Source organism: Micromonospora sp. WMMD998 (assembly GCF_029581235.1).
Lineage (GTDB): Bacteria > Actinomycetota > Actinomycetes > Mycobacteriales > Micromonosporaceae > Micromonospora.
Genome location: NZ_CP120740.1, coordinates 1,564,268 through 1,588,301, shown reverse-complemented (window position 1 = coordinate 1,588,301; position 24,034 = coordinate 1,564,268). Strand labels below are relative to the sequence as shown.

Annotated in this window: 29 protein-coding genes; 13 read left to right on the top strand and 16 right to left on the bottom strand. The window is 73.2% G+C overall.

Annotated features, from left to right (window positions below; genetic code table 11):
- Positions 1-5: 5 nt before the first annotated feature.
- The 9 genes from O7619_RS07605 to O7619_RS07565 form a co-directional block, all read right to left on the bottom strand.
- Positions 6-872 carry a PHP domain-containing protein gene (locus O7619_RS07605; RefSeq protein ID WP_282286604.1) on the bottom strand — a complete coding sequence of 289 codons (867 nt, stop codon included), beginning with the start codon at positions 870-872 and terminating at the stop codon, positions 6-8.
- Positions 873-882: 10 nt separating this feature from the next.
- Positions 883-2,154 carry a hypothetical protein gene (locus O7619_RS07600; RefSeq protein ID WP_282286602.1) on the bottom strand — a complete coding sequence of 424 codons (1,272 nt, stop codon included), beginning with the start codon at positions 2,152-2,154 and terminating at the stop codon, positions 883-885.
- Positions 2,151-2,942 (bottom strand): SigE family RNA polymerase sigma factor, encoded by a 792-nt coding sequence (locus O7619_RS07595; RefSeq protein ID WP_282286601.1) that lies wholly within the window; start codon positions 2,940-2,942, stop codon positions 2,151-2,153. The genes O7619_RS07600 and O7619_RS07595 overlap by 4 nt, the downstream gene beginning before the upstream one ends.
- 103 nt (positions 2,943-3,045) lie before the next feature.
- A complete protein-coding gene (locus O7619_RS07590; protein WP_282286600.1) occupies positions 3,046-3,918 on the bottom strand; it encodes a PH domain-containing protein in 873 nt (290 codons plus the stop codon).
- 6 nt (positions 3,919-3,924) lie between these two features.
- Entirely contained in the window at positions 3,925-4,083 is a 159-nt protein-coding gene (locus tag O7619_RS07585) for a hypothetical protein (protein ID WP_013283898.1), read from the bottom strand.
- Between the two features lie 116 nt (positions 4,084-4,199).
- Positions 4,200-4,877 (bottom strand): TFIIB-type zinc ribbon-containing protein, encoded by a 678-nt coding sequence (locus tag O7619_RS07580; protein WP_348774354.1) that lies wholly within the window; start codon positions 4,875-4,877, stop codon positions 4,200-4,202.
- Positions 4,878-4,978: 101 nt separating this feature from the next.
- On the bottom strand, positions 4,979-5,602 hold the full coding sequence (locus tag O7619_RS07575) for an RNA methyltransferase (protein WP_282286599.1): 624 nt from the start codon (positions 5,600-5,602) through the stop codon (positions 4,979-4,981).
- Positions 5,603-5,638: 36 nt separating this feature from the next.
- Positions 5,639-6,127: a hypothetical protein gene (locus tag O7619_RS07570; RefSeq protein ID WP_282286597.1), complete on the bottom strand. Its 489-nt coding sequence runs from the start codon at positions 6,125-6,127 to the stop codon at positions 5,639-5,641.
- A gap of 87 nt (positions 6,128-6,214) precedes the next feature.
- Complete coding sequence (locus O7619_RS07565; RefSeq protein ID WP_282286595.1) at positions 6,215-6,730, bottom strand: MaoC family dehydratase; 516 nt, start codon at positions 6,728-6,730, stop codon at positions 6,215-6,217.
- A gap of 543 nt (positions 6,731-7,273) precedes the next feature.
- Between O7619_RS07565 and trxA the strand changes: the two genes are divergently transcribed.
- From trxA to O7619_RS07550, 3 genes are all read left to right on the top strand, one after another.
- Complete coding sequence (gene trxA / locus O7619_RS07560; RefSeq protein WP_282286594.1) at positions 7,274-7,636, top strand: thioredoxin; 363 nt, start codon at positions 7,274-7,276, stop codon at positions 7,634-7,636.
- A gap of 140 nt (positions 7,637-7,776) precedes the next feature.
- Entirely contained in the window at positions 7,777-8,217 is a 441-nt protein-coding gene (locus O7619_RS07555; RefSeq protein WP_282286592.1) for a hypothetical protein, read from the top strand.
- Positions 8,214-9,146, top strand: coding sequence for an HTTM domain-containing protein (locus O7619_RS07550; RefSeq protein WP_282286591.1), 933 nt, complete (start codon positions 8,214-8,216; stop codon positions 9,144-9,146). Before O7619_RS07555 ends, O7619_RS07550 begins: the two co-directional genes overlap by 4 nt.
- A gap of 24 nt (positions 9,147-9,170) precedes the next feature.
- Here O7619_RS07550 and O7619_RS07545 read toward each other — a convergent pair whose 3' ends face one another.
- The gene (locus O7619_RS07545; protein WP_282286590.1) at positions 9,171-9,590 is read right to left on the bottom strand and encodes a DUF393 domain-containing protein; all 420 of its coding nucleotides are present in this window, start codon (positions 9,588-9,590) and stop codon (positions 9,171-9,173) included.
- Between O7619_RS07545 and O7619_RS07540 the strand changes: the two genes are divergently transcribed.
- Together O7619_RS07540 and O7619_RS07535 are read left to right on the top strand one after the other, a co-directional pair.
- Positions 9,589-11,745 (top strand): intein-containing Rv2578c family radical SAM protein, encoded by a 2,157-nt coding sequence (locus O7619_RS07540; RefSeq protein ID WP_348774353.1) that lies wholly within the window; start codon positions 9,589-9,591, stop codon positions 11,743-11,745. The two genes, O7619_RS07545 and O7619_RS07540, sit on opposite strands and share 2 nt — an antisense overlap.
- Before the next feature lie 24 nt (positions 11,746-11,769).
- Entirely contained in the window at positions 11,770-12,177 is a 408-nt protein-coding gene (locus O7619_RS07535) for a CoA-binding protein (RefSeq protein WP_282286586.1), read from the top strand.
- Here O7619_RS07535 and O7619_RS07530 read toward each other — a convergent pair.
- Positions 12,161-12,790: a TetR family transcriptional regulator C-terminal domain-containing protein gene (locus O7619_RS07530; protein ID WP_282286585.1), complete on the bottom strand. Its 630-nt coding sequence runs from the start codon at positions 12,788-12,790 to the stop codon at positions 12,161-12,163. The two genes, O7619_RS07535 and O7619_RS07530, sit on opposite strands and share 17 nt — an antisense overlap.
- A gap of 87 nt (positions 12,791-12,877) precedes the next feature.
- On the opposite strand from O7619_RS07530, the gene O7619_RS07525 reads away from it, so the two are divergent.
- Entirely contained in the window at positions 12,878-13,510 is a 633-nt protein-coding gene (locus O7619_RS07525; RefSeq protein ID WP_282286583.1) for a hypothetical protein, read from the top strand.
- Between the two features lie 45 nt (positions 13,511-13,555).
- Here the strand turns inward: O7619_RS07525 and O7619_RS07520 are convergent, their stop codons facing one another.
- Positions 13,556-14,752, bottom strand: coding sequence for an acyl-CoA dehydrogenase family protein (locus O7619_RS07520; protein ID WP_282286582.1), 1,197 nt, complete (start codon positions 14,750-14,752; stop codon positions 13,556-13,558).
- Between the two features lie 176 nt (positions 14,753-14,928).
- Here O7619_RS07520 and O7619_RS07515 point away from each other — a divergent pair, with 176 nt between their 5' ends.
- Positions 14,929-15,351 carry a DUF4190 domain-containing protein gene (locus tag O7619_RS07515; RefSeq protein ID WP_282286581.1) on the top strand — a complete coding sequence of 141 codons (423 nt, stop codon included), beginning with the start codon at positions 14,929-14,931 and terminating at the stop codon, positions 15,349-15,351.
- A 3-nt stretch (positions 15,352-15,354) separates the two neighbouring features.
- Here the strand turns inward: O7619_RS07515 and O7619_RS07510 are convergent, their stop codons facing one another.
- Entirely contained in the window at positions 15,355-16,245 is an 891-nt protein-coding gene (locus O7619_RS07510) for an SDR family NAD(P)-dependent oxidoreductase (protein ID WP_282286579.1), read from the bottom strand.
- A 116-nt stretch (positions 16,246-16,361) separates the two neighbouring features.
- Here O7619_RS07510 and O7619_RS07505 point away from each other — a divergent pair, with 116 nt between their 5' ends.
- Positions 16,362-16,847, top strand: coding sequence for a DUF4190 domain-containing protein (locus O7619_RS07505; RefSeq protein WP_282286578.1), 486 nt, complete (start codon positions 16,362-16,364; stop codon positions 16,845-16,847).
- A 43-nt stretch (positions 16,848-16,890) separates the two neighbouring features.
- On the opposite strand, the gene O7619_RS07500 is transcribed toward O7619_RS07505, so the two are convergent.
- Positions 16,891-17,847, bottom strand: a complete 957-nt coding sequence (locus tag O7619_RS07500; protein ID WP_282286577.1) for a CoA ester lyase — start codon at positions 17,845-17,847, stop codon at positions 16,891-16,893.
- A gap of 124 nt (positions 17,848-17,971) precedes the next feature.
- Between O7619_RS07500 and O7619_RS07495 the strand changes: the two genes are divergently transcribed.
- From O7619_RS07495 to O7619_RS07485, 3 genes are all read left to right on the top strand, one after another.
- Entirely contained in the window at positions 17,972-18,796 is an 825-nt protein-coding gene (locus O7619_RS07495) for an SDR family NAD(P)-dependent oxidoreductase (protein ID WP_282286576.1), read from the top strand.
- Between the two features lie 40 nt (positions 18,797-18,836).
- On the top strand, positions 18,837-19,124 hold the full coding sequence (locus O7619_RS07490; protein WP_282286575.1) for a hypothetical protein: 288 nt from the start codon (positions 18,837-18,839) through the stop codon (positions 19,122-19,124).
- 76 nt (positions 19,125-19,200) lie between these two features.
- On the top strand, positions 19,201-20,157 hold the full coding sequence (locus O7619_RS07485) for a DMT family transporter (protein WP_282286574.1): 957 nt from the start codon (positions 19,201-19,203) through the stop codon (positions 20,155-20,157).
- Between the two features lie 60 nt (positions 20,158-20,217).
- On the opposite strand, the gene O7619_RS07480 is transcribed toward O7619_RS07485, so the two are convergent.
- Together O7619_RS07480 and O7619_RS07475 are read right to left on the bottom strand one after the other, a co-directional pair.
- Positions 20,218-20,751, bottom strand: a complete 534-nt coding sequence (locus O7619_RS07480; RefSeq protein ID WP_282286573.1) for a hypothetical protein — start codon at positions 20,749-20,751, stop codon at positions 20,218-20,220.
- A 482-nt stretch (positions 20,752-21,233) separates the two neighbouring features.
- Positions 21,234-22,103 (bottom strand): PhzF family phenazine biosynthesis protein, encoded by an 870-nt coding sequence (locus tag O7619_RS07475; RefSeq protein WP_282286571.1) that lies wholly within the window; start codon positions 22,101-22,103, stop codon positions 21,234-21,236.
- 33 nt (positions 22,104-22,136) lie between these two features.
- Between O7619_RS07475 and O7619_RS07470 the strand changes: the two genes are divergently transcribed.
- Positions 22,137-23,417: a CBS domain-containing protein gene (locus O7619_RS07470; protein ID WP_282286569.1), complete on the top strand. Its 1,281-nt coding sequence runs from the start codon at positions 22,137-22,139 to the stop codon at positions 23,415-23,417.
- The gene (locus O7619_RS07465) at positions 23,410-24,024 is read left to right on the top strand and encodes a DUF1003 domain-containing protein (RefSeq protein WP_282286568.1); all 615 of its coding nucleotides are present in this window, start codon (positions 23,410-23,412) and stop codon (positions 24,022-24,024) included. Before O7619_RS07470 ends, O7619_RS07465 begins: the two co-directional genes overlap by 8 nt.
- Positions 24,025-24,034 lie beyond the last annotated feature (10 nt).

The following is a 24,034-nucleotide window of genomic DNA, read 5'->3' as shown; positions in this document are numbered from 1 at the left end:
ACGCTTCAGCCTGAAGCGACAGGGGTCACCCCGCGGCCCAGCCCGACGATCCGCTCGTACGCCTCCTGGGCCGTGGTGTGCGCGCCGAGACGGACGGTCTTGTGCGTGCCGTGGAAGTCCGACGCGCCGGTGACCAGCAGACCCAGCTCGGCGGCGAGCCGGCGGACGTGTTCCCGCTCGGTCGGGCTGTGGTCCTCGTGGTCGGCCTCCAGACCGGCCAACCCGGCCGCCGCCAGGTCCACGATCAACTCGTCGGGCACGATCCGGCCGCGCCGGCTGGCCCTCGGATGGGCGAAGACCGGCACGCCGCCGGCCCCCCGCACCAGCGCGACCGCGCGGAACACGTCGATGTCGTCCTTGGGCAGTCGGTACCGCTCCCCCAGCCAGTCCGGTCCGAATGCCTCGGTGGTGGTGGCGACCAGGCCGGCCCGGATCAGCGCCTGCGCGATGTGCGGGCGACCGACCGTCCCGCCGGCCGCCCCGGCCAGGATCTCCGACCAGCTCACCGGGACGCCGTCGGCCTGGAGCAGCCGGACGATCCGCTCGCCGCGTTCCTCGCGGGCCCGCCGGACCCGGGCCAGCTCGGCGACCAGTTCCGGCTCGTCCGGGTCGAAGAGATAGGCCAGCAGGTGCAGCGGGATCGCCGGCTCGACGCCGGACCAGCGGCAGGACAGCTCGGCGCCGCGGACCAGGGTGAGACCGGGTGGGCGGGCGGCGACGGCGGCGGCCCAGCCCGCCGTCGTGTCGTGGTCGGTGAGCGCCACCACGTCGAGCCCGGCGTCGGCGGCGGCCCGGACCAGCTCGGCCGGGTCGAGCGTGCCGTCGCTCGCGGTGGAGTGGGTGTGCAGGTCGATGCGGGCGGGAACGCTCACCTGAGCGACGCTACGCCCCGTCCGGGGTGGCGGGGGTGTCGGCCACCACCACCGGACGCTGCCCGGGCGGCACCCCGTCGAGCGCAGACCCGGTCGGCCGCTGCCCGGCCAGCACCCGATCGGGCTCGACCCGGACCAGCCCGCCGGCGGCGTCCACGTGCAGCGCGGCGCCGGCGCGGGTCCAGGCGACCGCGCCGACCAGCGCCGGGCCGGCCGGGTGGGCCGCCGAGGTGGCTGCCAGGTCGACGAGCAGGGCGCTGCGGGCGGTGTCGTTGGCCAGCAGCCACCGCCCGTCCGGCGAGACCGCGCCGAGCCCGTCGGCGGCCAGTTTCGGGCCGCAGTCGGTGCGGGTCGGGGCGAGGTCGCGCGCCGGGTCGAGCAACGCCAGGCAGGTCTTCCCCGCCGAACCGTCGGTGACCAGGCCGACCACCCGCCCGTCCGGTCGCATGCCGTAGACGGCGCGTACGTCCGGGTTCGCGGCGCCCGGCACGCCGCCCATCGCGCGCTGCCACACGCTCGTGCCACCCCGGCCGGGCCGGGCGATCAGCACGTCGTCGCCGGTGAAGCCGATCGGCACGACGCCGGGCGGCGCGGCCACCCGGCTGGGCGCGATGAGCTGACCGGCGACGACCCCGGCGGCGACCACGTCCGGGCCGTCCCGCCAGGCCACCTGCCGGCCGTCCGGGGAGACCGCGACGGCGTCCGCGGCGGCGAGCATGACCTGCGGCGCGCCGCTGCCCGCCGGCACCCACCAGAGGGTACGGCCGGCAGCGGTGGCCGCCGAGGTGAGCAGCCACCCCTCCCGGTCGCGGACCCGCTGCGCCCGTTCGACGTTGCCCACGCCGGGCAGCTCGCGCCGTTCGCCGCCGCTGGTGTCGAGCACGTCGCCGACGAGCAGGTCGAGCTCGGCGCGGACCGGTCCCGGGCCCGACATCGGGGTGGCCGCGGTGGGTAGCGGTGAGGCGGAGTATCCGTGCGGGTCGCCGAGCACCACGGTCGACGTGTCGCCCTGCCCGCCCACCCCGCCGAGCTGTGCCATCCCGGTGGTGACGAGCACCGTGGCCACGCCGGCGAGGGCCAGCCCGGTGAGCGCCCGGCGGCGCCCGGCGCGGCGGGCACGCCGCAGCACGTCCCCCGCCGGATCGGCGCGGAGCGGTGGGGAGGTGACGACGCGGCGGGACAACGTCTCTCGCAGCGCCCGCTCCAGCTCGTCCTCACCCACGGCAAGTGGACGCTCCGGGCTGCCCGTCCGGTTGTCACCGGCGGGTCGGGTGCCGCTCATCGGGTCTCCACCGGGATCGGCACGGCGGAACGGACCGGCGCCGTCGGCGCGGCCGGGGTCGCCGGTGACGGGGCTGGACGGGTCGCCGGTGACGGGGCCGGGCGGGTCGCCGGGGCGGCGGGTTGCCGCGCGGCCCCGGCCGGCGAACCCGGTGCGGTCGACTCGGCGGGTCGCCGTGTCGCCGCCGGTCGGGCCCGGGGACCGGCCGCGCCCCGAGGGACCGCCGAGGTGCCGGACTTCGCCGGGGAAGCCGCTGGCGCCTCGGCGGGTGTCTCGGCCGGCAGGCCCAGGGCGGCCTCGGAGCCGAGCCGGCGACGCAGGGTGTTGAGCGCCCGGGAGGTCTGGCTCTTGACCGTGCCCGGGGAGATCTCCAGCAGGGCGGCGGTCTGCGCCTCCGACATGTCCTCGTAGAAGCGGAGCACCAGCACGGCCCGCTGCCGGGCGGGCAACGCCTGGAGGTGCCGCCAGAGCGCGTCCCGGTCGAGTTGTTGCTCGATCTCGTCGACGCCGGCCCGTTCCGGCAGCACCTCGGTCGGCCGTTCGCCGTGCCAGCGGCGGCGCCACCAACTGGTCGAGGTGTTGACCAGGACGCGGCGGGCGTACGGCTCGATGGCGTCGATCCCGCCGAGCCGTTTCCAGGCCAGGTAGGTCTTGGTCAGCGCGGTCTGGAGCAGGTCCTCGGCGGTGGCCCAGTCACCGGCCAACAGGTAGGCGGTGCGCAGCAGGGCACCGGAGCGGGCCGCGACGAACTCGCGGAACTCCTCCTCCAGCGGATCCCTGCTCGCCACGCTCACCTCCGCGCCCCCGTCCTGCCTGGCAGGCTCCCACGACCGGGTGGGCCGGGTCGACGGCGAAAGGTGCGCAGTCCCTCCGATTTTCGGCCGAAAAGTTTCAGGCGCCGTCGTCGGCCTTGGCCTCGTCGGCCTCCTTGCCCAACCGCGCCTCGACGGCCTGCGGCTCGTACATCTCCTCCACCACGCGCAGGTAGAGCTCGTTCGGGTTGGGCAGGTTCTTGACCTCGCGCAGCGCCTGTTCCTGGCCGGCCGACTCCAGCACGAACGTGCCGTAGTTGAGGGCGCGACCGGTCGGGGTCTGCTCGTATTTCATGTCGGTGACCCGGACCAGCGGCATCATCGCGACCCGGCGGGTGATGATCCCGTTGACCACCATCACCCGTTTGTTGGTCAGGATGAACCTGTCGTAATACCAGTCGGCGACGCGCCAGGCGACCCAGCCCATAACGGCGAACCAGAGCAGCACCGCGATCGTGGTCAGCGCGCCGACGTCGCGTCCGGCGAGGAAGCCGGCGAGGTAGCCGAGCACGAACGTGGCCGCGATGCCGACGATGATCGGGGTGGTGAGGTGGATCCAGTGCCGCTTCCACTCGCCCCGGTAACGCTCGGTGGGGAAGAGGTAGCGCGCGACGAGCGAGCTGGGCTCGTCCTCCAGGGGCAGCACGCGGCGCGGGGCCATGCCGGAGGCGTCGACCCGGAGACCGGCCAGCTCCTCCTCGGAGATCGGCTGCTCCGGGTAGCCCTCCGGGTCGCGCGCCCAGGCGCGACCGGAGCGCCCCTCGCCGGCATAGCCGGGCCCGTCGCCGAAGGCGGCGCCGCCCGACAGGGAGGGGCCGGCACCGTAGCCGGGGCCGGCGCCGAAGCCGGGACCGTCGTCGGGGTCGATCCGTGGAATCGGCTCGGTGTCGCGCTCCCGGCGTGCCCGGTCGGGATCGTCCGGGTCGTAGGGGGGACCGGAAGGGCTTCCCATCGGCGGCTAGGCGACGAGGTTGGTGAAGAAGTCGCCGAAGCCCTGCGCGATGTCCATGATGCCGCCACCGAGAGACTTGAACACGTCGGCTGCCGAGTTTGGCCGGTAGGCGACGAAGAAGATCAAGAATGCGATGCCGGCCCAGGTGAGGACCTTCTTGACCATAGCGGGCCATCCTCTCGCGGAGCCGGGTCCGTTTACCGCAGCGGCACCCAGAGTATCAGCATGGTGTCTTACCGTGAATATCTGCGTCCGCTCCCCGACTCGCCGGTGCCGGCCGGTCAGGCCTGCCCGTGCAGGTACGGGGACGGTGCGCCGTACACGAGCTCAGGCGGTGTCCACTCGGTGAGGTCGTGCAGCACGACTTCTTCCGCGAGGAGGTGACCCGCGCTCGCCGGCCAGGCTATCGCATGGAGCCACATTCCCCGAGCCTCACCGGCGTACGCGCTTCGATCCGTTTCGGACCGCACGAGCCACAGTGGAGTGGGATGACCACCCACGCGGATCTTCGCGTGCGGCAGACGCTCGGGATGACCAGGGCCGGGATCGGTCAGCGCCTCCTCGACCTGGGGGCCGGGATCGGGTCCGGGCAGTCCCGCGAAGCGGGAACCGAGACCGACACCGGGTTCCTCGGCGACGAAGATCAGGTCGGCCGGTCCACCGTCGAGCGGGGCCGGGCCGGCGCAGGCGACCACCGTGGCGCGGACCCCGGCCCGGTCGTCGCCGGCCCAGGCCACGCCGGTCAGTGTCCAACCCGGCGGGAGCGGCCACGGGCACCACAGCGGCACACCGGCCGACTCGCCGTCGGCGGCCACCCGCTCGACCACGCTCGCCATGATCTCGGCGCCGATGCGTTCCGGCACGTGCAGGGGCGGAACCGGGCCGCACCGCAGGCACCGGTATTCGCCGTGCATCAGGTCGGGATCGCGCACCGGACCCGCGCATCTCGGACAACTCACCGCGACAGTCACACCCTCACCGTCGCCCCGGGGCGGCGGGGCGTCAAGCGAGGCGGGCCGACGAACGTGGGATTTCCGCCCGTGGGCACCACCGCGGCGCCTCAGTCCGGGGGCGGGCCGGCGTACGACCGGACCCAGGCATGCATGGCGATGCCGCTGGCCACGCCCGCGTTGATGGACCGGGTCGAGCCGTACTGGGCGATCGAGAAGAGCGCGTCGCACGCCGCCCGGGCCACCGGGGAGAGCCCCGGTCCTTCCTGGCCGAAGAGGAGCACGCAGCGGCGCGGCAGCACACCGGTCTCCAGCGGCCGGGAGCCGGGCAGGTTGTCGATCCCGACCACCGGCAGCCGTTCCCCGGCCGCCCAGGCGACGAACTCCTCGATCGTCGGATGGTGCCGCACGTGCTGGTAGCGGTCGGTCACCATGGCGCCCCGGCGGTTCCACCGCCGCCGGCCGACGATGTGGACCTCGGCGGCGAGGAACGCGTTCGCGTTGCGCACCACCGTGCCGATGTTGAAGTCGTGCTGCCAGTTCTCGATCGCCACGTGGAAGTCGTGCCGGCGCCGGTCGAGGTCGGCCACCACGGCCTCGCGCCGCCAGTAGCGGTAGCGGTCCACCACGTTGCGCCGGTCGCCGGCGGCGAGCAGCTCCGGGTCGAGGCGCGGGTCGTCCGGCGGGTCACCGGGCCATGGCCCCACCCCCACGTCGAACTGGTCGTCGGTCACGGTCTGCAGAGGGTACGGGCCGGCGGCGGACGCTCCTCAGCGCAGGTCGAGCGCGCCACCCAGCCGGTCCAGGAAGCGCCGGTCGGCGGGGCTCGGCGGGGTCGCGCCGGCCCGGCAGACCCGGGCGGCCACCGATTCCACCCACTGCCGGTAGGCGGCGGAGTCGGCCGGATCGGCCCGCCGGCGTAGCACCCGCACCGCGGCCCGGGCGGCGGCGAGCAGATCCACCAGGTCGGTGAGGCGCTCGCCCCGGTCGGCGCCGTCGTGGCGGGCGTAGATGGCGGTCACCACGGCACGGATCAGGTCGCTGTCGAAGGCCCGACCGGCGGCCACCGCGTCCAGACCGGCCAGCCCGGCGGCGACCCCCCGCGGCGGGCGCCCCGGAGCGGGCGAGGCGGCGGCGACGAGGACCCGGCCCGGCAGGTCGGTCAGCAGGTCCCACTCCGCCGCGGAGTAGGCGGCGGAGGTGAGCGGTGCGGCGCGGCGACCGGCAGAGGACGGCTCTCCGGCGACGGAGTGGCTCATGGGGACCTCCAGCCAGAGCATAAGCCCCGGGAGGGGTCCGGCGGCCCCGTCCCCGCAGAACGGGAACGGGGCGTCAGACGGCCCGGGTCAGCGCGGCTCGGGGAAGCTCGGGCGCTCCGGGTCGACGCCGTCGGGGACGGCCGCCGCCGCGTACTCCCGCTTGGGGACCATGACCTTGCGGCGGAAGACGCAGACCAGCGTGCCGTCCTGGTTGTAGCCCCGGGTCTCGACCGCGACCACGCCGCGGTCGGGCTTGGACGACGACTCCCGCTTGTCGAGCACCGTGGTCTCGCCGTAGATCGTGTCGCCGTGGAAGGTCGGGGCGACGTGTCGCAGCGACTCGATCTCCAGGTTGGCGATCGCCTTGCCGCTGACGTCGGGGACCGACATGCCCAGCAGGAGCGAGTAGATGTAGTTGCCGACCACCACGTTGCGCGTGAACTGGGAGGCGGATTCCGCGTAGTGGGCGTCCAGGTGGAGCGGGTGGTGGTTCATCGTGAGCAGGCAGAAGAGGTGGTCGTCGTACTCGGTCACGGTCTTGCCCGGCCAGTGCCGGTAGACCGCGCCGACCTCGAACTCCTCGTAGTAGCGGCCGAACTGCATCCTGGTCCCTTCGACGGGCGGCGACGAGTTCGGCACAGCATGCCTTACCGCTGGTTAAGGCGGGGGCCGGGGCGCTCGCACGGCGGATACGTCACACCGGGCGCCACCTGGGGGGAGACGCAATGAGCGGCGGGGCCCTCCCCGGCACCCGCCGCCCACGCTCTGATGTGAAAGATTCTGCCGTACGGGGCCCGATGCCAACAGAGACCGGCGTCACATTTATCTTTTCGTAACAATACTCACCGTTACCGGCGACCCCCAGGTACGCGATCTCCGCAGGCCGGATAGCCCCTAGTCAGCACGCGATTTATCGCTTCGCGGCCGGAACTGAGCGTGATCTCCCTGGAAACGCTCCCATCACGTCCCGTCACGCAAATGCGTCCTGCACTTGCGTTCCGCACGGCCGGTGTGAACAGATAAGTTTCGATGCGTTGGGGTCGCCCGGACCCACCTGGCGTTTCGTCGCGCAGGTCACGGGAATTCCGGTGGATCGACCTTGGTTCCACCGGACGTACGGCAATCCGCGGTGATCGGAGAGACGCAATGGCAACGGTTGAGCTGACCACGGCCAACTTCGACGAGGTGACCGGGCGCGACGGCATCGTCCTGCTCGACTTCTGGGCGGACTGGTGCGGTCCGTGCAAGCGCTTCGCCCCCGTGTACGAGCGCTCCTCGGAGAAGCACCCGGAGATCGTCTTCGGCAAGGTCGACACCGAGGCGCAGCAGGAGCTGGGGGCCAAGTTCAACATCAGCTCCATCCCGACCGTGATGGCCATCCGCGACGGCGTGATCGTGTTCGCGCAGCCGGGTGCCCTGCCCGAGTCGGCGCTGGAGAACCTCATCGAGCAGGTCGAGCAGCTGGACATGGAGGACGTCCGCAAGAAGCTGGCCGAGCACAAGCACTGAGCGCGTCGTCCGCCGCCGGCCGGTCCCGACACGGGGCCGGCCGGCGGCGTTCCCGCACCCGTCGACGGGCGGACGGACAGTCAGAAATGGCCGACTGAGGGACAGTTCCGGACTCTTCACTCCCGTATCGTCGCCAGCTGATGGAGACCTTGACCCCGCGCGGACGCACCGTCCGGCTGGCCGCCACCCTGGTCGGGCTGGCACTGCTTCTCCTCGGCACCGTGCGGGGCACCGACGACGACTTCCCGTTCGGGCCGTTCCGGATGTATTCCACCTCCGACCCGCCGAACGCGCCCGCGCCCGACACCCGGGTCGAGGGCGTCGACCGGACCGGCGCGGTGGTGCCCCTCGGCCAGGACGCCACCGGCATCCGCCGCGCCGAGATCGAGGGCCAGCAGGACCGGTACGCCGCCGACCCGAGCCTGTTGCGCACCGTCGCCGAGGCGTACGCGGAACGCCACCCCGCCGCCCCGGCGCTGGTGGAGGTGCGCATCGTGGTCCGCTGGCACGACATCCAGGGCGGGCGGCCGACCGGCGAGTGGACCGACCGGACGGCGGTGCGGTGGGAGGCCACCGGATGACCGGCTGGCTGACCGAGGCGGTGCCGCGCGGCCGGGTGGCCGCCTTCCGCACCCTGATCTATCTCTTCGTCGCCGCCGACCTGGTCGTCTTCACCCCCTGGGTACGCACCCGCGTGGACGTGCCCGGCGACCTCTACCAGCCGCTGCTCATCGGCCGGCTGCTCCCGCTGCCCACGCCCGACCCCGCCCTGGTCGGCGTGGTCTTCTGGGTGCTGCTGGTGGCCTCGCTGCTCGCCGCGACCGGCCGGGCGCCCCGGCTGCTCGGCTGGACGGTCTTCGCGCTCTACCTCGAGTGGATGATCGTGGCGATGAGCTACGGCAAGGTCGACCACGACCGGTTCGGGCTGCTCGTGGCGTTGGCCGCGCTGCCCACCGCCGGCCGGGCCCGGCACGGCGACCCCACCCGCACCGAGGCGGGCGGCTGGGCGCTGCGGGTCACCCAGATCGCGGTGATCTGCACCTACTTCCTCGCCGCCTGGGCCAAGTTCCGCTTCGGCGGGCCGGACTGGGCCACCGGCTCGGTGCTGGCCCGGGCGATCATCCGGCGCGGCACCGACCTCGCCGACCTGATCGCGCAGGTGCCCCACCTGCTGATCGTCGCCCAGTTCGGCATCCTGGCGTTCGAGCTGCTCAGCCCGTTGGTGTTCGTGACGCCCGCCCGGTGGCGGCCGGCGGTCGTGGGCTTCTTCTACTCGTTCCACCTGGCGACCATCGCGACCATCACGATCTCGTTCGCGCCGCACCTGGTGGCGATGACGGCCTTCCTTCCGTTGGAGAAGCTCCGCCCGGTGGTCCTGGTCCGCCGCCTGCTGAGCCGCCGCGCCGGCCCGTCCGACGGCACGCCGCCCGCGCCGGCCGTGTCACCGTCCGCCGCGCCCGCCATGTCGCCGCTGGCGGCGAGCCGTCCGGACCGGCCAGCTCCGTCCTGACCGCGCGGCTCCGAGGCGCGTCGGTCAGCCGGTCGGGTCGGGTCGGCCCGCCGGGCCGTACAACCGCTCCCGGGCCTCCTGCGGCAGCGCGCACGCGGCGGTGCCGCCGGGCAGGCGGTGGCGGTTGCGGGCCACCCAGCGGTACGCGGGCCAGGCCGCGGCGCGTACCGGCGGAAAGCGCAGCCCGCCCCCGGCGACGCGCCAGAGCGGCCCGCTGTCGCCGAGCAGCCGGGCGATGGCGTCCGGCCCGGATGCCCGGGATCCGTCGGCGCCCACCCACTGGACCGCCTCCTCGCACGCGGCCTCGGTCAGGCCCAGCGCCGCCAGATCGGCGAACTGCCACGGGACCACCCGGGCGCCGGTGGGGATCCGGCGCTCGATGAACTGCGCGCAGCGGGTACAGAAGGCGCAGTCGCCGTCGTAGACGAAGGTCGACGTCTCCATGCCTCCATCCTGCACCCGCGGCGGGGCCGGCGGCGGCCGGTGTCCGGCGCGTCACTTGCGCTTCGTTCGTACGCATGTTCGAATATGGCGCATGCGCTGGGACAACCTCTCCGCTCCCCCGGACGAGGGGACTCCCGACGAGGCAGCGCCAGCGGCTCCACCCCTGCCGCTGGCGCTGCCCGGCGCGGTGGCCCGCACGTTCGACACCCCCGAGTTCGCCGGCATGACCTTCTACGAGGTGCAGGCCAAGTCGATCATCAATCGCGTGCCCGGCCGGTCGCGTGTGCCGTTCGAGTGGACCGTCAACCCCTACCGCGGGTGTTCCCACGCGTGCACCTACTGCGTTGCCGGTGACACGCCGATCCTCATGGCGGACGGCCGGACCCGACCGATCAGCGAGCTGACCGTCGGCGATCGCATCTACGGCACCGAACGGCGCGGCGCCTACCGCCACTACGTCGTCACCACCGTGCTCGACACGTGGTCGACGGTGAAGCGGGCCTACCGGGTCGTCCTCGTCGACGGCACCACGCTTGTGGCCAGCGGCGACCACCGTTTCCTGACCGAACGCGGCTGGAAGCACGTCACCGGCGGCATGCGGGGTGGCGGGCGATGTCCCCACCTGACCACGCGCAACCGCCTGCTCGGCACCGGCCGGTTCGCGGTCCCGCCGAAGCGGTCCACCGACTACCGCCGGGGCTACCTGCACGCGCTGGTCCGCGACGCCGGCCGCCGGTTCCCCCTCGCCGACGCCGACGCCGCCGACCTGCGCCGCCGATTCCGACTGGCCACCACCGAGCCGGAGGTGCTGGAGCGCGCCGGACGCTTCCTCGCCGACGCCGGGATCACCGTCGAGTGGATGGCCGGCCGGACGACCCGCCGGTCCACGACGGCTCACGCGACCGATCCGGCCGCCGTCGAGAGCGTCGCCCTGCTGGCCCGCCCGCCGGACGAGCCGACCGACGACTGGCGGCTCGGCTTCCTGGCCGGCATGTTCGACGCCGCCGGGAGCTGCCGCCGGGGCGTGTTCCGGATCGGCGTCGCCGACGACGAGAGCCGGCGCCGCACGGCCGCCGCACTCGACCGGTTCTCCTTCCGGTGGGCGCTCGACGAGCCGGGCAACCGCAACGGCGCCCGCCAGGCCCGGCTGACCGGTGGCCTGCCGGAGCGGCTGCGTTTCTTCCACCTGGCCGATCCGGCCGTCACCCGGAAGCGTTCGATCGAGGGCACGGCGCTCAAGTGCGCGGCGCGGCTCCAGGTGACCGCCGTCGAGGATCTCGGCCTGGAGCTGCCGCTGTGGGACATCACCACCGGCACCGGCGACTTCATCGCCAACGGGGTGGTCAGCCACAACTGCTTCGCCCGCAACACCCACACCTACCTCGACCTCGACGCCGGGGCGGACTTCGACCGCAAGGTGATCGTCAAGGTCAACGCGGGCGAGTTGGTCCGGCGGGAGTTGGCCGCCCCCCGCTGGCGCGGCGCACACGTCGCCATGGGCACCAACGTAGACTGCTACCAGCGGGCCGAAGGGCGCTACCGGTTGATGCCGCCGATCCTCGCCGCGCTGCGCGACTTCGCCAACCCGTTCTCGATCCTCACCAAGGGCACCCTGCTGCTGCGTGACCTGCCGCTGCTGCGGCAGGCCGCCGAGGTGACCCGGGTCGGGCTGTCCTACTCGGTCGGCTTCGTGGACGAGACGCTCTGGCGGCTGGCCGAGCCGGGCACCCCGAGCCCGCGCCGCCGGCTCGACGCGGTCCGCCGGCTCACCGACGCCGGCTTCCCGGTCGGGGTGCTGATGGCCCCGGTCCTGCCCGGGCTCAGCGACGACGAGGAGTCGATCGACGCCACCGTGGCGGCGATCGCCGCCTCCGGCGCCACCGACGTCACCGCGTTGCCGCTGCACCTGCGCCCCGGTGCCCGGGAGTGGTATGCGCGTTGGCTGGCCCGCGAGTTTCCGCACCTGGTGCCCCGCTACCGCCAGCTCTACCAGGCCGGCGCGTACGCCCCGCACGCCTACCAGCGGGAGGTGACCGCCCGGGTGCGGATGGCGGCACGCCGGCACGGGCTGCACCGGGGCGAGGTCGGCGACAACCGCCGGCTGCCCGACACCTCGCCCGCCGCCCCGGCCGCCGAGCAGCTCTCCCTCCTCTAGCGCGGTGCGCGTTACGCTCGGGTGATGCGTTCCGCCCAGCAACTCCTCGCCGAGTCCGCCGTGATCGCCGTCGTCGGGGCGTCCCGTGACCCGGGCAAGGCCGCGCACCGCGTACCGCTGGAGATGCAGCGGCACGGCTGGCGGATCATCCCGGTGAACCCGACCGTGGACGAGCTGTTCGGCGAGAAGGCGTATCCGACGCTTGCCGACATCCCGCACCCGGTCGACCTGGTGGACGTGTTCCGCCCGGCGCGGGACGCGGGCGAGGTGGTCCGGCAGGCGGTGGCGATCGGCGCGCCGGCCGTCTGGTTGCAGCTCGGGATCGTCTCCGCCGAGGCGCGCCGGATCGCCGCGGAGGCCGGCGTCGACTACGTCGAGGACCGGTGTCTCATCGTCGAGCGGGCCGCCGCCGGCCTCACCCGGCGCGACTGACCGGGCTCGGCCGCGGCTCGGGGCCGAAGAGCAGGTCGAGCTGGACGTCGAGGGCGGCCAGCGCGGTCTCCGGCGGATAGTGCCCGCCGAGCAGGTGGATGCCGAGCCCCTCCATCACGGCGAGCAGGGCGACCGCGGACCGGTCCGGGTCCACCCGGCCGTCCGTGGCGAGCGGCGACCCGGCGGCGACCTGATCCGCCACGAACGCCCGCAGCGCGGCCGTGTCGTCGTGTAGCGCGGCGGCCACCGCCGGCCGGACCGCGGTGTACGCGAGGAAGGCCAGCGCCACCCGGCCGTCCGCCTGTCGCGCCTCGTCCAGCGGCAGCAGTTCGGCGAGCATGGCCCGCAGCAACGCCCGGGGCGCGGGTGTCGGGCCGAGCGCCTCGACCGCCCGGCGCACCCGGGCCTCGTTGCGCTCGCTGACCACGGCGAGCGCGAAGACCATCATTTCGTCCCGGGTACGGAAGTAGTGCTGCACCATCCCGGCGCTGACCCCGGCCGCGGCGGCGACGTGCCGCAGGCTCACCGCTTCCAGCCCCTGTTCGGCCGCGACCCGCATCAGCGCGTCGGCGATCAGCGCCCGGCGCTCCCGGTGGTCGACCCGCTTCGGCATGCCTCCATGCTTTCACAATACGACTGCATTGACACGTACGGGGAACGCCTTTACATTACGACCGTATTGAGAAGAGGAGGCGGAGCGATGTGGCGGTTGGCGCGACGTGTGGTGGCGTACGAATGGGGCATGTGGCGCAGCCTCGCCCGATGGACGCTGCGCCGCCCCTACCCGGTGGCGCCGGGCGCGGCGACGCTCGCCTACGTCGGCGGCGTGCAGCCGATCCTGCTGGCCTTCCTCGTGCTGTCCACGATCGAGATCCCGATCCTGGACGTGATCCTGCGACACACCGTCGACTCACCGACGATCCGGCACGCCGCGATCGGGATCGGCGTCTGGGGCGTGCTGTGGATGGTCGGGCTGATGGCCAGCCTCCGGCTCCACCCGCACGTGGTCGACGACACCGGCCTGCGGCTGCGCAACGGGACCTCGCTCGACCTCACGATCCCGTGGGACGCCGTCGCCGCGGTGTCGGTGCGCCGGCGGTCGCTGACGTCCAGCCGCGCGTACCGGTACGACGAGGACGACCCGACGGTGCTCAACCTCGGCGTCGGCAGTCAGACGGCGGTCGACCTGGTGCTGCGGGCGCCGCGATCGGTGCCGCTGCCGAACGGGCCGAGCGCCCCGGTCCGGGAGATCCGGCTCTACGCGGACGACCCGGTGGCGCTTGTCGACCGCGCCCGACGGCACCTCCCGGCCGAGCGCGGCACCGGGCGTTAAGCGGGGGCCCCGCCTATACCGGAAACGTTAAGCGGGGGCCCCGCCTTACAGCTTGTACTGCTTGAGGAGGCCGCGGGAGATGATGGTCTTCTGGATCTCCGAGGTGCCCTCGCCGATCAACAGGAACGGCGCCTCGCGCATCAGGCGCTCGATCTCATATTCCTTCGAGTAGCCGTAACCGCCGTGGATGCGGAACGCCTCCTGGACCACCTCGGCGCAGTATTCCGAGGCGAGCAGCTTGGCCATGCCGGCCTCGACGTCGTTGCGCTGGCCGGCGTCCTTGAGCCGGGCCGCGTTGACCATCAGCGCGTGCGCAGCCTCGATCTTGGTGCCCATCTCGGCGAGCTTGAACGCGATCGCCTGGTGCCGGGCCAGCGGCTGGCCGAACGTCTTGCGCTGCTGGGCGTACGCGACCGCCAGCTCGAACGCCCGGATCGAGATGCCGCAGGCACGGGCGGCGACGTTGACCCGGCCCACCTCGATGCCGTCCATCATCTGGTAGAAGCCACGGCCGACCTTCTCCTCGCCACCGAGCACGGCGGAGGCGGGGACGGTCACGCCGTCGAGCACCATCTCGGTGGTCTCGACGCCCTTGTAGCCCATCTTGTCGATCTTGCCGGGGATGGTCAGCCCGGGCGCGGTCTCGCCGAACCCGGGCTCCTTCTCCAGCAGGAACGTGCTCATGTTGCCGTAGACCGAGTCGGCCCCGGTGTCGGTCTTGACCAGGGTGGCCACCACCGACGAGTACGCCCCGTTGGTCAGCCACATCTTCTGTCCGTCGAGGACGTAGGTGTCGCCCTGACGGACCGCCCTGGACTTGATCGCCGACACGTCGGAGCCGCACTCCGGCTCCGACATGGAGAACGCGCCGCGCACCTCGCCGGTGGCCATCCGGGGCAGCAGCCGGGCCTGCTGCTCGGCGGAGCCGTGCTGCGAGATCAGGTACGCCACGATGAAGTGCGTGTTGACGATGCCGGAGATCGACATCCAGCCCCGGGACAACTCCTCGACCACGAGCGCGTAGGTGAGCAGCGACTCGCCCAGGCCGCCGTGCTCCTCGTCGATGGTGAGGCCGAACAGCCCCATCTCGCGCATCCCGTCGAGGATGTCGGTGGGATATTCGTCGGCGTGCTCCAGCCGCTGCGCGTGCGGGATGATCTCCTTGTCGGCGAACTCCCGCACGGTCTCCAGGATCGACCGCTGCACGTCGGTCAGGCCGGGCGTCTGGGCGAGTCGGGCCATCTCAGCCTCCGGGGTCGGCGCATTACTCATGGGTAACTGAACGCTCGGTAAGTATCGGCCCCGGGACCGGCCGCGCCAAGGTGACCAGTCCACACAACCACTGTGAAAAGGTTCACCGCTGCCTGTAGCGTCCGCAAGAGAGAGGGCGGTTGACCTGCGATCGAGAGGGCGCGAGCGTGACCGACGAGCAGCCACCGTCACCCTACGAGCCACCGTTGCCCGACCAGCCGCCGGCGCACGGCCAGCCGTACGGGCAACCGCAGTACGGGCAGCAGCACCCGCAGTGGGGGCACCAGCCGCCGTACGCCCCGCAGCCGCCCTACGGCCAGTACGGGCCGCCCGGCCAGGGACCGCCACCGCGCGGCGGCCCGAACGTGCTCGCCATCCTGTCGCTCGTCTTCGCGTTCGTGTTCGCCCCCGCCGGCATCGTCTGCGGCCACCTGGCCAAGCGGCAGATCCGGCAGACCGGCGAGGAGGGCGACCAGCTCGCCACCTGGGGTCTGATCCTCAGCTACGTCTTCACCGCGCTCGGCCTGCTGGCCTGCTGCGGCTGGATCGGCCTGGCGTTCTGGGCCAGGGCGGACAACAACGGCTGGTGACCGTCAGCGGAACTGCGCCTCCCGCACGCTGTTGCCGCCGTCGACCACGAGCATCTGCCCGGTGATGTACGACGCGGCCGGCGAGCAGAGGAACGCGATCGCCGCGGCCACCTCGTCCGGCGTGCCGGGGCGTCCCACGGGCGTGCCGAGGCCCTGTTTGATCTCGACCATGGTGGACGCCGCGGTGTGGATGATGCCCGGCGCCACCGCGTTCACGGTCACCCCGTCGGCGATCATCTCCATCGCCAGCGCCCGGGTCAGCCCGACCACACCTGCCTTCGCCGCCGCGTAGGCGGCCTCGGTGGGCAGTGCGTTGACCGGTCCGGCGGTGGCGGCCAGGTTGACGATCCGCCCCCAGCCGCGCTCGGACATGCCGCTGATGAACGCGCGGCTGGACAGGAACGCGGTGGTCAGGTTGCGGTCGATCTCGCCGCGCCACTCGTCGTACGTCAGCTGGGCCACCGGGCGCAGCACCTCGGGGCTGGCGCGGCTGGCCAGGCCCGCGTTGTTGACGAGCACCTCGACGTCGCCGAGCTGCTCGGCCACCGCGTCGGCGAGCGCGCCCACCTCGGACTCGTCGGTGAGGTCGGCGACGAAGCCGGTCACCCCCAGCTCACCGGCGCGGTCGTGGATCCGCCGGGTGGTCGACACGATCGCCACCCGGGCGCCCAGCTCGGCCAGCCGGCGCGCGGTCGCGTACCCGATGCCGTCCGCGCTGCCCGCGCCGGTGACCAGGGCGACCCGGCCGTCCAGCCGCATGGTGGCGGTCTCCGGGAGCGGTTCGGCCCGGTCCTGGTCGGCGGCGCCCGCCGGCTCCCCGACGCGCGGGCGGCGAACCGACCCCGGCCGGCTCATGTCCCGTCGCGACCGACCCCCGCGTGCGTCAAGTGCCATGCCGAAGATCCTGCCCGCTGTGGACCTTCCGGGCAATGCGGCACCCGGAACTCCGGTCCTCCGGGTTACCCGGCGGTGGCTACCCTGACCGGACCACGCCTCTGGAGATGAATCTGATGACCTATCCCCCGCCACCCGGTGGTTGGCAGGACCCCGCGGCGGCCGGCCCGCACCCGACCCCGCCGGCCGACCCCTACGCGCCGCCGGACCCGTACGCGGTAGCCAAGTCGCCCTACGCGCCGCCCGGATACCCGTCGCCCGGCGGCGACCCGTACGCGGTGCCGGTCGGATACCCGCCGCCCGGCGCGTACCCGCCGCCGTACCCCGGTCACATGCCGGCGAGCCGGACGAACACCCTTGCCATCGTGGCCCTGGTGCTCTCGCTCGTCGGATTCACCTCCTGCATCACCGCGCCGATCGGCGCGATCATGGGGCACGTCGCCCGCAAGCAGATCCGGGAGACCGGCGAGCAGGGCGAGGGCATGGCGACGGCGGCCATCATCGTGGGCTGGATCCTCACCGGCCTGCTGGTCGCGCTGATCATCTTCTACATCGTGATGATCGTGATCGCCGTCAACTCGGACAGCTCCAGCAGCTACTGACGCGGCCGGGCCGCCCCGCGCGCCGGGGCGGCCCGGCGCGCGGTCACTGCGCGGGCGGGGTGAACGAGGAGGTACGCGTCATCCCGGCGGCGCGCCCCTTGGCGGCGATCACCAGCGCCATCTTGCGGGACGCCTCGTCGATCATCTCGTCGCCGAGCATCACCGCGCCGAGCTTCCCGCCCGCCTCGGACGTGGCGTAGTCGTACGCGTCGAGGATCAGCTCGGCATGGTCGTAGTCGGCCTGCGCCGGCGAGTAGACCTCGTTCGCCGCGTCGACCTGGCCGGGGTGCAGCACCCACTTGCCGTCGAAGCCCAGCGCCGCCGAACGCTTGGCCACCTCGCGGAACGCGTCGACGTCCCGGATCTGCAGGAACGGGCCGTCGATGGCCTGCTTGTCATGCATGCGGGCGGCCATCAGGATCCGCATCAGGATGTAGTGGTAGGGGTCGCCCGGATAGTCCGGGATCAACGCGCCGACCACGAGCGACCTCATGTTGATCGAGGCCATGAAGTCGGCCGGGCCGAAGATGATCGTCTCGATCCGGGGCGACGCGGCGGCGATGGCGTCCACGTTCACCAGCCCGGCGGCGTTCTCGATCTGCGCCTCGATGCCGATCCGGCCCACCTCCAGGCCCAGCGTCTTCTCGATCTGGGTGAGCAGCAGGTCCAGCCAGTGCACCTGCTCGGCGTTCTGCGCCTTCGGCAGCATGATGCAGTCCAGGTTCGCCCCCGCGCCCTCGACCACCTCGATCACGTCACGGTAGGTCCACGGCGTGGTCAGGTCGTTCACCCGGACCACGCGGGTCTTGCCGGCCCAGTCCCCCTCGTTCAGCGCGGCCACGATGTTCTTGCGCGCGTCCGGCTTGGCCAGCGGGGCGACCGCGTCCTCCAGGTCCAGGAAGACCTGGTCGGCGGGGAGGCCCTGGGCCTTGCCGAGCATCTTGACGCTGGAGCCGGGTACCGCGAGGCAGGACCGGCGGGGACGACCGACAGCGGTCATGGATGCGCTCCTTCCCGCGTCCGGCGCAACACGCCGACGCGGCGGTGGATGTCGAGAACTTAACGATCCCAAAGGACGGGCTACGCCACGGTAACCTCGTGCCGTGACCGGGGTGAATGGACCTGTGGAAGATCTCACTGAGCGGCGGATCGTGGTGCTGACCGGCGCCAGCTCGGGCATCGGGCTGGCCGCCGCGGTGGAGCTGGCCCGCCGCGGCGACCAGGTGGTGCTTGTCGGCCGGGACCCGGCCCGGCTGCGCGCGGCCGGGGAAAAGGTGCGCGAGTCCTGCGGCGAGCGGCCGGAGCTGTTCCGGGCCGACTTCGCCGTGCTCGACGACGTACGCGGGCTCGCCGAGCGACTGCGCGCCGGCTACGACCGGATCGACGTGCTCGCCAACAACGCCGGCGCGATCGTGCTCGAACCGATCACCACGGTCGACGGCTTCGAGCTGAGCATGCAGGCCAACCACCTCGCCCCGTTCCTGCTCAGCAACCTGCTCGCCGACCGGGTCCGCCGGATGGTGGTGACCGGCTCGGACGCGCACCGCAGCGGCGCGCTCGACCCGGACGACCTGAACGCCGCGCTGCGCCACTACCGGCCGTTCCGCGCGTACGGCACCAGCAAGCAGGCGAACATCCTGTTCACCGCGGAGGCGGCCCGGCGCTGGCCGCGGGTGCCGGCGTACGTGTTCCACCCCGGCGTGGTGAGCACCCGGTTCGGCAACGAGAGCCGCCTGGTGGCGTTCGGCATGCGGCTGCTGCCGTTCCGCACCCCGGAGAAGGGCGCCGAGACGCTCGTCTGGCTCGCCTGCCAGGACCCGTCCCGACTGGTCACCGGGGGCTACTACGCCGACCGCGAGCCACACCGGCCGCGTCCCAAGGCGGCCGACCCGACGCTCGCCGCCCGGCTCTGGACGGCGAGCGCGAGGGCCGTCGGCATCGAGGGTTGAGGGACACCGTGACGGTCGGCCGGCTGGGACACTCGACGCCATGACGACGGAGAGCTGGGTCCTGCTGGTCGCGCTTGTCGACCTGAGCGCCGACACGGAGGCCGGCCAGCGGTACGAGGACGCCGTGCTGGCGCTGCTGGACCGGCACGACGGGCAGCTTGAGCGGCGGCTGCGTACCGGGGACGGCGAGACCGAGGTGCACGTGATCCGGTTCGCCACGCGGGCCGGCTACGAGGCGTTCCTGGCCGACCCGGACCGCGCCGCGCTCCGCGCCGAGCTGGGCGACGCCGCACCGACCACCCGGGTGCTGGAGGTCCGCGACATCTGAGGCGTCACCGCCGGACGGGGCATGGGGAGATGCCTCCGGTCGTCGAGCGGATCGCCGGAACGCGCATGATCGTAACGTGCCCATCACTCCCGGTCGCCCACCGCTCGACGTGCTGACCCTCGGCGCGCTCGCGCTTGCGGTCGCCGCCATCTCGTCCTCCGCGCCGCTTGTGGCGTTCGCCGCCGCGCCGGCCCTGGCCATCGCCTTCTGGCGCAACGTGCTGTCGGTGGTGGTGCTCGGTCCGGTCGCGGTGACCCGGCGACGGGCCGAACTCCGCGCGCTCACCGTCGGGGCGGATCGCCGGGAAGGGCTCTACTGCGTACTCTCCGGGGTCGCGCTGGCCGCCCACTTCGCCACCTGGATGCCGAGCGCGAAGCTCACCTCGGTCGCCGCCGCGACCGCGCTGGTCGCGACGCAGCCGGTGTGGCAGGGCCTGATCGCCCGCGGGCAGGGGCGGCGGCTGCCCGCCGCCGTCTGGGCCGGTATCGGGGTGGCGGTGCTCGGGGCGGCGCTCGCCACCGGCGCGGACGTCGCGGTGTCCGGCGGCGCGTTCGCCGGCGACCTGCTGGCCGTGGCCGGCGGCATGTTCGCCGCCGTCTACACCGCGTTCGGCGAACGCGCCCGGGCCAGCGTCAGCACGATCACCTACACGACCGTCTGCTACGGCGTCTGCGCGGTGTTCCTGCTGGTCGTCTGCCTGGTCGGCGGGGTGCGGTTGCACGGCTACGACGGCGGGACCTGGTTGGCCATCCTGGGCATGGTGGCCGGTGCCCAACTGCTCGGCCACTCGATGTTCAACTACGCGCTGCACCGGGTCTCCGCGACCACGGTCAGCGTGCTGATCCTGCTGGAGGCGCCGGGCGCGGCCCTGATCGGCTGGGTCTGGCTGGGCCAGTTGCCCCGACCGCTCGCCCTGCCGGGGCTGGCGCTGCTGCTGGCCGGCGTCGCCGTGGTCGTCCTCGGCGGAGCGCGCGCCGGGCGCCGCCCCGAGCCGGCCGCCGTGCCCGCCGACGCCGCGCCGCTACCCGACTGACCGCCGCGCCGGCACCCGACCCGCCGCCGCGCCACCAGGCGGGCCGCGACCTCGCCGCGGTCAGCGGCGACGGACCCGGTGCAGGCGGAACGGCTTGCGGACGGCCCGGACCACGGGCGCCGGCCGGGGCTGCTCGGCAAGCGCGCCGGCCGGCAGGTCCGCGCCGGTCACCGCCGTGCCGGCCGGGGTCAGCCGGAGGAGCGCGCAACCCTCGACCGCCCACCGCGCGACCAGGTCGACGGCGGAACCGGAGGCGTTGAGCCGCTTCGCCGCGACAAGCGGCGCGGCGGTGTCCCACTCCTCGGTGCCGGGCCGCAGCCGGGTCACCCGGGCCGACCAGGAGACGATCCGGCCGCCGTGGTCGCCGCGCAACGTCACCTCGGCCGCGTCGCTGTCGGCCAGCCCGGGCGCGGCCTGCTCGCCGGGACCGGTCACCACCAGCAGCGCCCCGTCCAGCGGCAGGCACCACAGCGCGTACGCCGGGCCGTCGCCGACGCCGACCCAGCACACCGCGGCCTTCTTCACCGCCTCGTCCACAAGCGGCGGCGTCACCCGCTCGTCCACCTCGTCGCTCACCCGCCCATCCTCCCGCATCCCCGCCTGTTCGGACCGCCGGACGGACCGCCGTTCGGGCTGCCGGACGATTTCGCCGGACGACTCGCCGTTCGGACCGCCGTTCGCCGTTCTGCGAGCCCTCGGTCCTGACCAGCCTGACCAGCCTGCGGGAGGCTCCGCTTCGGAGACTAGGAACTTGATGACGAGAATGGGTCACCGCCCCGGGCTTCCCGGAGCGACGCCGACGCGTGACATGCCGGCGCGCGGAACAGCGGCCCGGCGATTCATTCTCGTCATCAAGTTTCTAGTCTCCAGTGTGACAAGGGGCCGTCGAGCCGAGGCGGAGTCAGGACGGCGATCCGGCCAGGCGCGGCGCCGTCGGGGACCGGTGGGTATCCGGGCGGAACCGCAACGCTCCGGTCGTCTTCCAGGCCCAAGAGGCCGGCCGACGCGCTGAAGGCAGCCGGCGCGGGGATCAACCAGGCGACCGGCAGCAGGCGCAGCAGGCAGGGAGTGGCGGCTCAGCCGATGAAGGGCGGGACGGTGATCTCGCCGCGGGCCACCGGCATCACCTGGCCGGAGACGGTCGCGCCGACCGCCGCGCCGCCGGCCGCGGTCACGGTGCAGAACAGCGACGACGGCCGGTTGATCTCGATGCCCTGGCGCACCGCGTACGGCGTCCGGCCCTCGACGGGCAGCAACCCGCTGGCGACCAACCAGACTCCCAGGCCCAGGGCGGCCGAGCCGGTGGCCGGGTCCTCCGGCACACCCAGCCCGGGCACGAAGACCCGGGCGTGCGCGGTCCGCGAGTCGGCGTCCCAGGAGAAGAGGCTGACGTGCTCCACGCCGTACCGCTCCGCCGCCACCGTGTTCAGCCTGGCCCGGGCCACCGCGTCCGGGCGTACCGGAAGGTAGGGGAATTCCAGGCCGCAGCCGGCGACCCGCGGCGGCGGGCCGGCGTGGTCGGCCGCGGTGAGGCCGGCGATCTCCAGCAGCGGCTCCGGGTCGAGTTCCGGGCCGAGGGTCGGCGAACCCCCGGTCAGCGTCGCGCTGGTCGCGGTCACCTCGATGGGCAGCACGCCCGCGCCGCACTCCTGGGTGACACTCCCCACACCGAACACGCCGCGCCGGCAGGCGGTGACCGCGGCGCCGACGCTCGGATGCCCCGCGAACGGCAACTCGGCGGTCGGGGTGAAGATCCGGGCCCGGTAGGTCGCGCCGGCCTGCGTGGGCACCAGCACGAAGACCGTCTCGGACAGGTTGAACTCCAACGCGAGCGCCTGCATCTGCTCGGTGGCGAGCCCTTCCGCACCGAACACCACGGCCAGCGGGTTGCCGGCGAACGGGCGGTCGGTGAAGACGTCCACGATCTCGTAGGCCAAGGTCGACATGTTGTTAGAGAGTAGGCCCTTAGGCTGGTGCCCGTGAGCACGCCGAACCGGGTCTACATCGCTCGACTCGCCGGAGTCGCCGTCTTCGACCCGAACGGCGACCAGGTCGGCCGGGTCCGGGACGCGGTCGCCCGGATCCGTGCGACCCAGCGACCGCCGGAGGTGGTGGGGTTGGTCGCCGAGATGCCGATGCGGCGACGCATCTTCCTCTCCATCAACCGGATCACCTCGATCGACCCGGACGCCGTGGTGCTCGGCAGCGGCACCCTCAACCTGCGCCGGTTCTCCAAGCGCCCGAACGAGTTGCTGGTCCTCCAGGAGCTGCTCGACCGGCGGGTCCAGCTCGACACCGGGCCGGCCGGCTCGGTGGTGGACGTGGCCATGGAGTGCAGCCGCGGCGGCGAGTGGGCGTTGAGCCGGGTCGCCGTCCGCGAACAGACCAACCGGCTCACCCGCCGCGGCCACCTGCACCAGGTCGAGTGGGACCGGGTCCGCGGTCTCGGCACGGTGGGCGACAACCGGGGTACGGCCAACCTGCTCGCCGTGCTGGAGGACATGCGCCCGGCCGACCTGGCCAACGCCCTCCAGGACCTGCCGGACGCCCGGCGCAACGAGGTGGCCGCCGCGCTCGACGACGAGCGCCTGGCCGACGTGCTCAGTGAGCTGCCCGAGCGCGACCAGGTGGAGATCCTGGCCGCGCTGGACCGGGAACGGGCCGCCGACGTGCTGGAGGAGATGGACCCGGACGACGCGGCCGACCTGCTCAACGAGCTGCCCCCGCCCGAACAGGACGTCCTGCTCGACCTGATGGAGCCGGACGAGGCCGACCCGGTACGCCAACTGCTGCGCTACGCCTCGGGCACCGCCGGCAGCGTGATGACCTCCGAGCCGGTGATCCTGCCGCCGGACGCGACCGTGGCCGAGGCCCTGGCCCGGATCCGGGAGCCACAGCTCCCACCCGCCGTGGCCGCGCAGGTCTTCGTGACCCGTGCCCCGCTGACCACGCCGACCGGGCGCTACCTGGGTATGGTGCACTTCCAGCGGTTGCTCCGCGAGCCCCCGGCCGACCTGCTCGGCGGGATCGTGGTCAACGACATCGACCCGCTCCGCACCTCGACCCCGCTGACCGAGATCACCCGCCGGATGGCCACCTACGACATGGTGGGCATGCCGGTGGTGGACCGGAACAACCGGCTGGTCGGCGCGGTGACCGTGGACGACGTGCTTGACCATTCCCTGCCGCGCGACTGGCGGGACCGGGACGCGGCACCCACCCCGTCCGCCACCGACGACGGGATCGTGGACGATGAGTGAGCAGCGACGCGGCGAGCGGCTGGACCAGCCGCGCGCCCCCCGGGGCCTGCACCTGCCCCGGATCGACGCCGATTCGTTCGGCCGCTGGGCCGAGGGCATCGCCCGGGGGATGGGCACGGCGAACTTCCTCGTCTACATGACCCTGATCCTCGCCGCCTGGTTCCTGTGGAACACGCTGGCCCCGGCGCACCTGCGCTTCGACCCGTACACCTTCACGTTCCTGACGCTCGTGCTCTCCCTCCAGGCCTCCTACGCGGCCCCGCTGATCCTGCTCGCGCAGAACCGGCAGGCGGACCGGGACCGGGTCTCCCTGGACGAGGACCGGCGGCGGGCCACCATGCAGAAGGCGGACACGGAATACCTGGCCCGGGAGATCGCGGCGTTGCGGATCGCGATGGGGGACGTGGCGACCCGTGACTTCCTCCGCTCGGAGCTGGCCCGGCTGGCCGAGGAGCTGGACGAGGCGGCCGAACGGCGGCGCAAGCTGGAGCGGCGGCAGCAGGAGCGGAAGGCCCGGCGACCGGCCGGCGGCGACCCGCTCGACGAACCCCGCGACGAACTTGACGGTGACTACGCCCACGAGGGGCGGCAGGAGAGCCCGACGTAACATTGCGGGC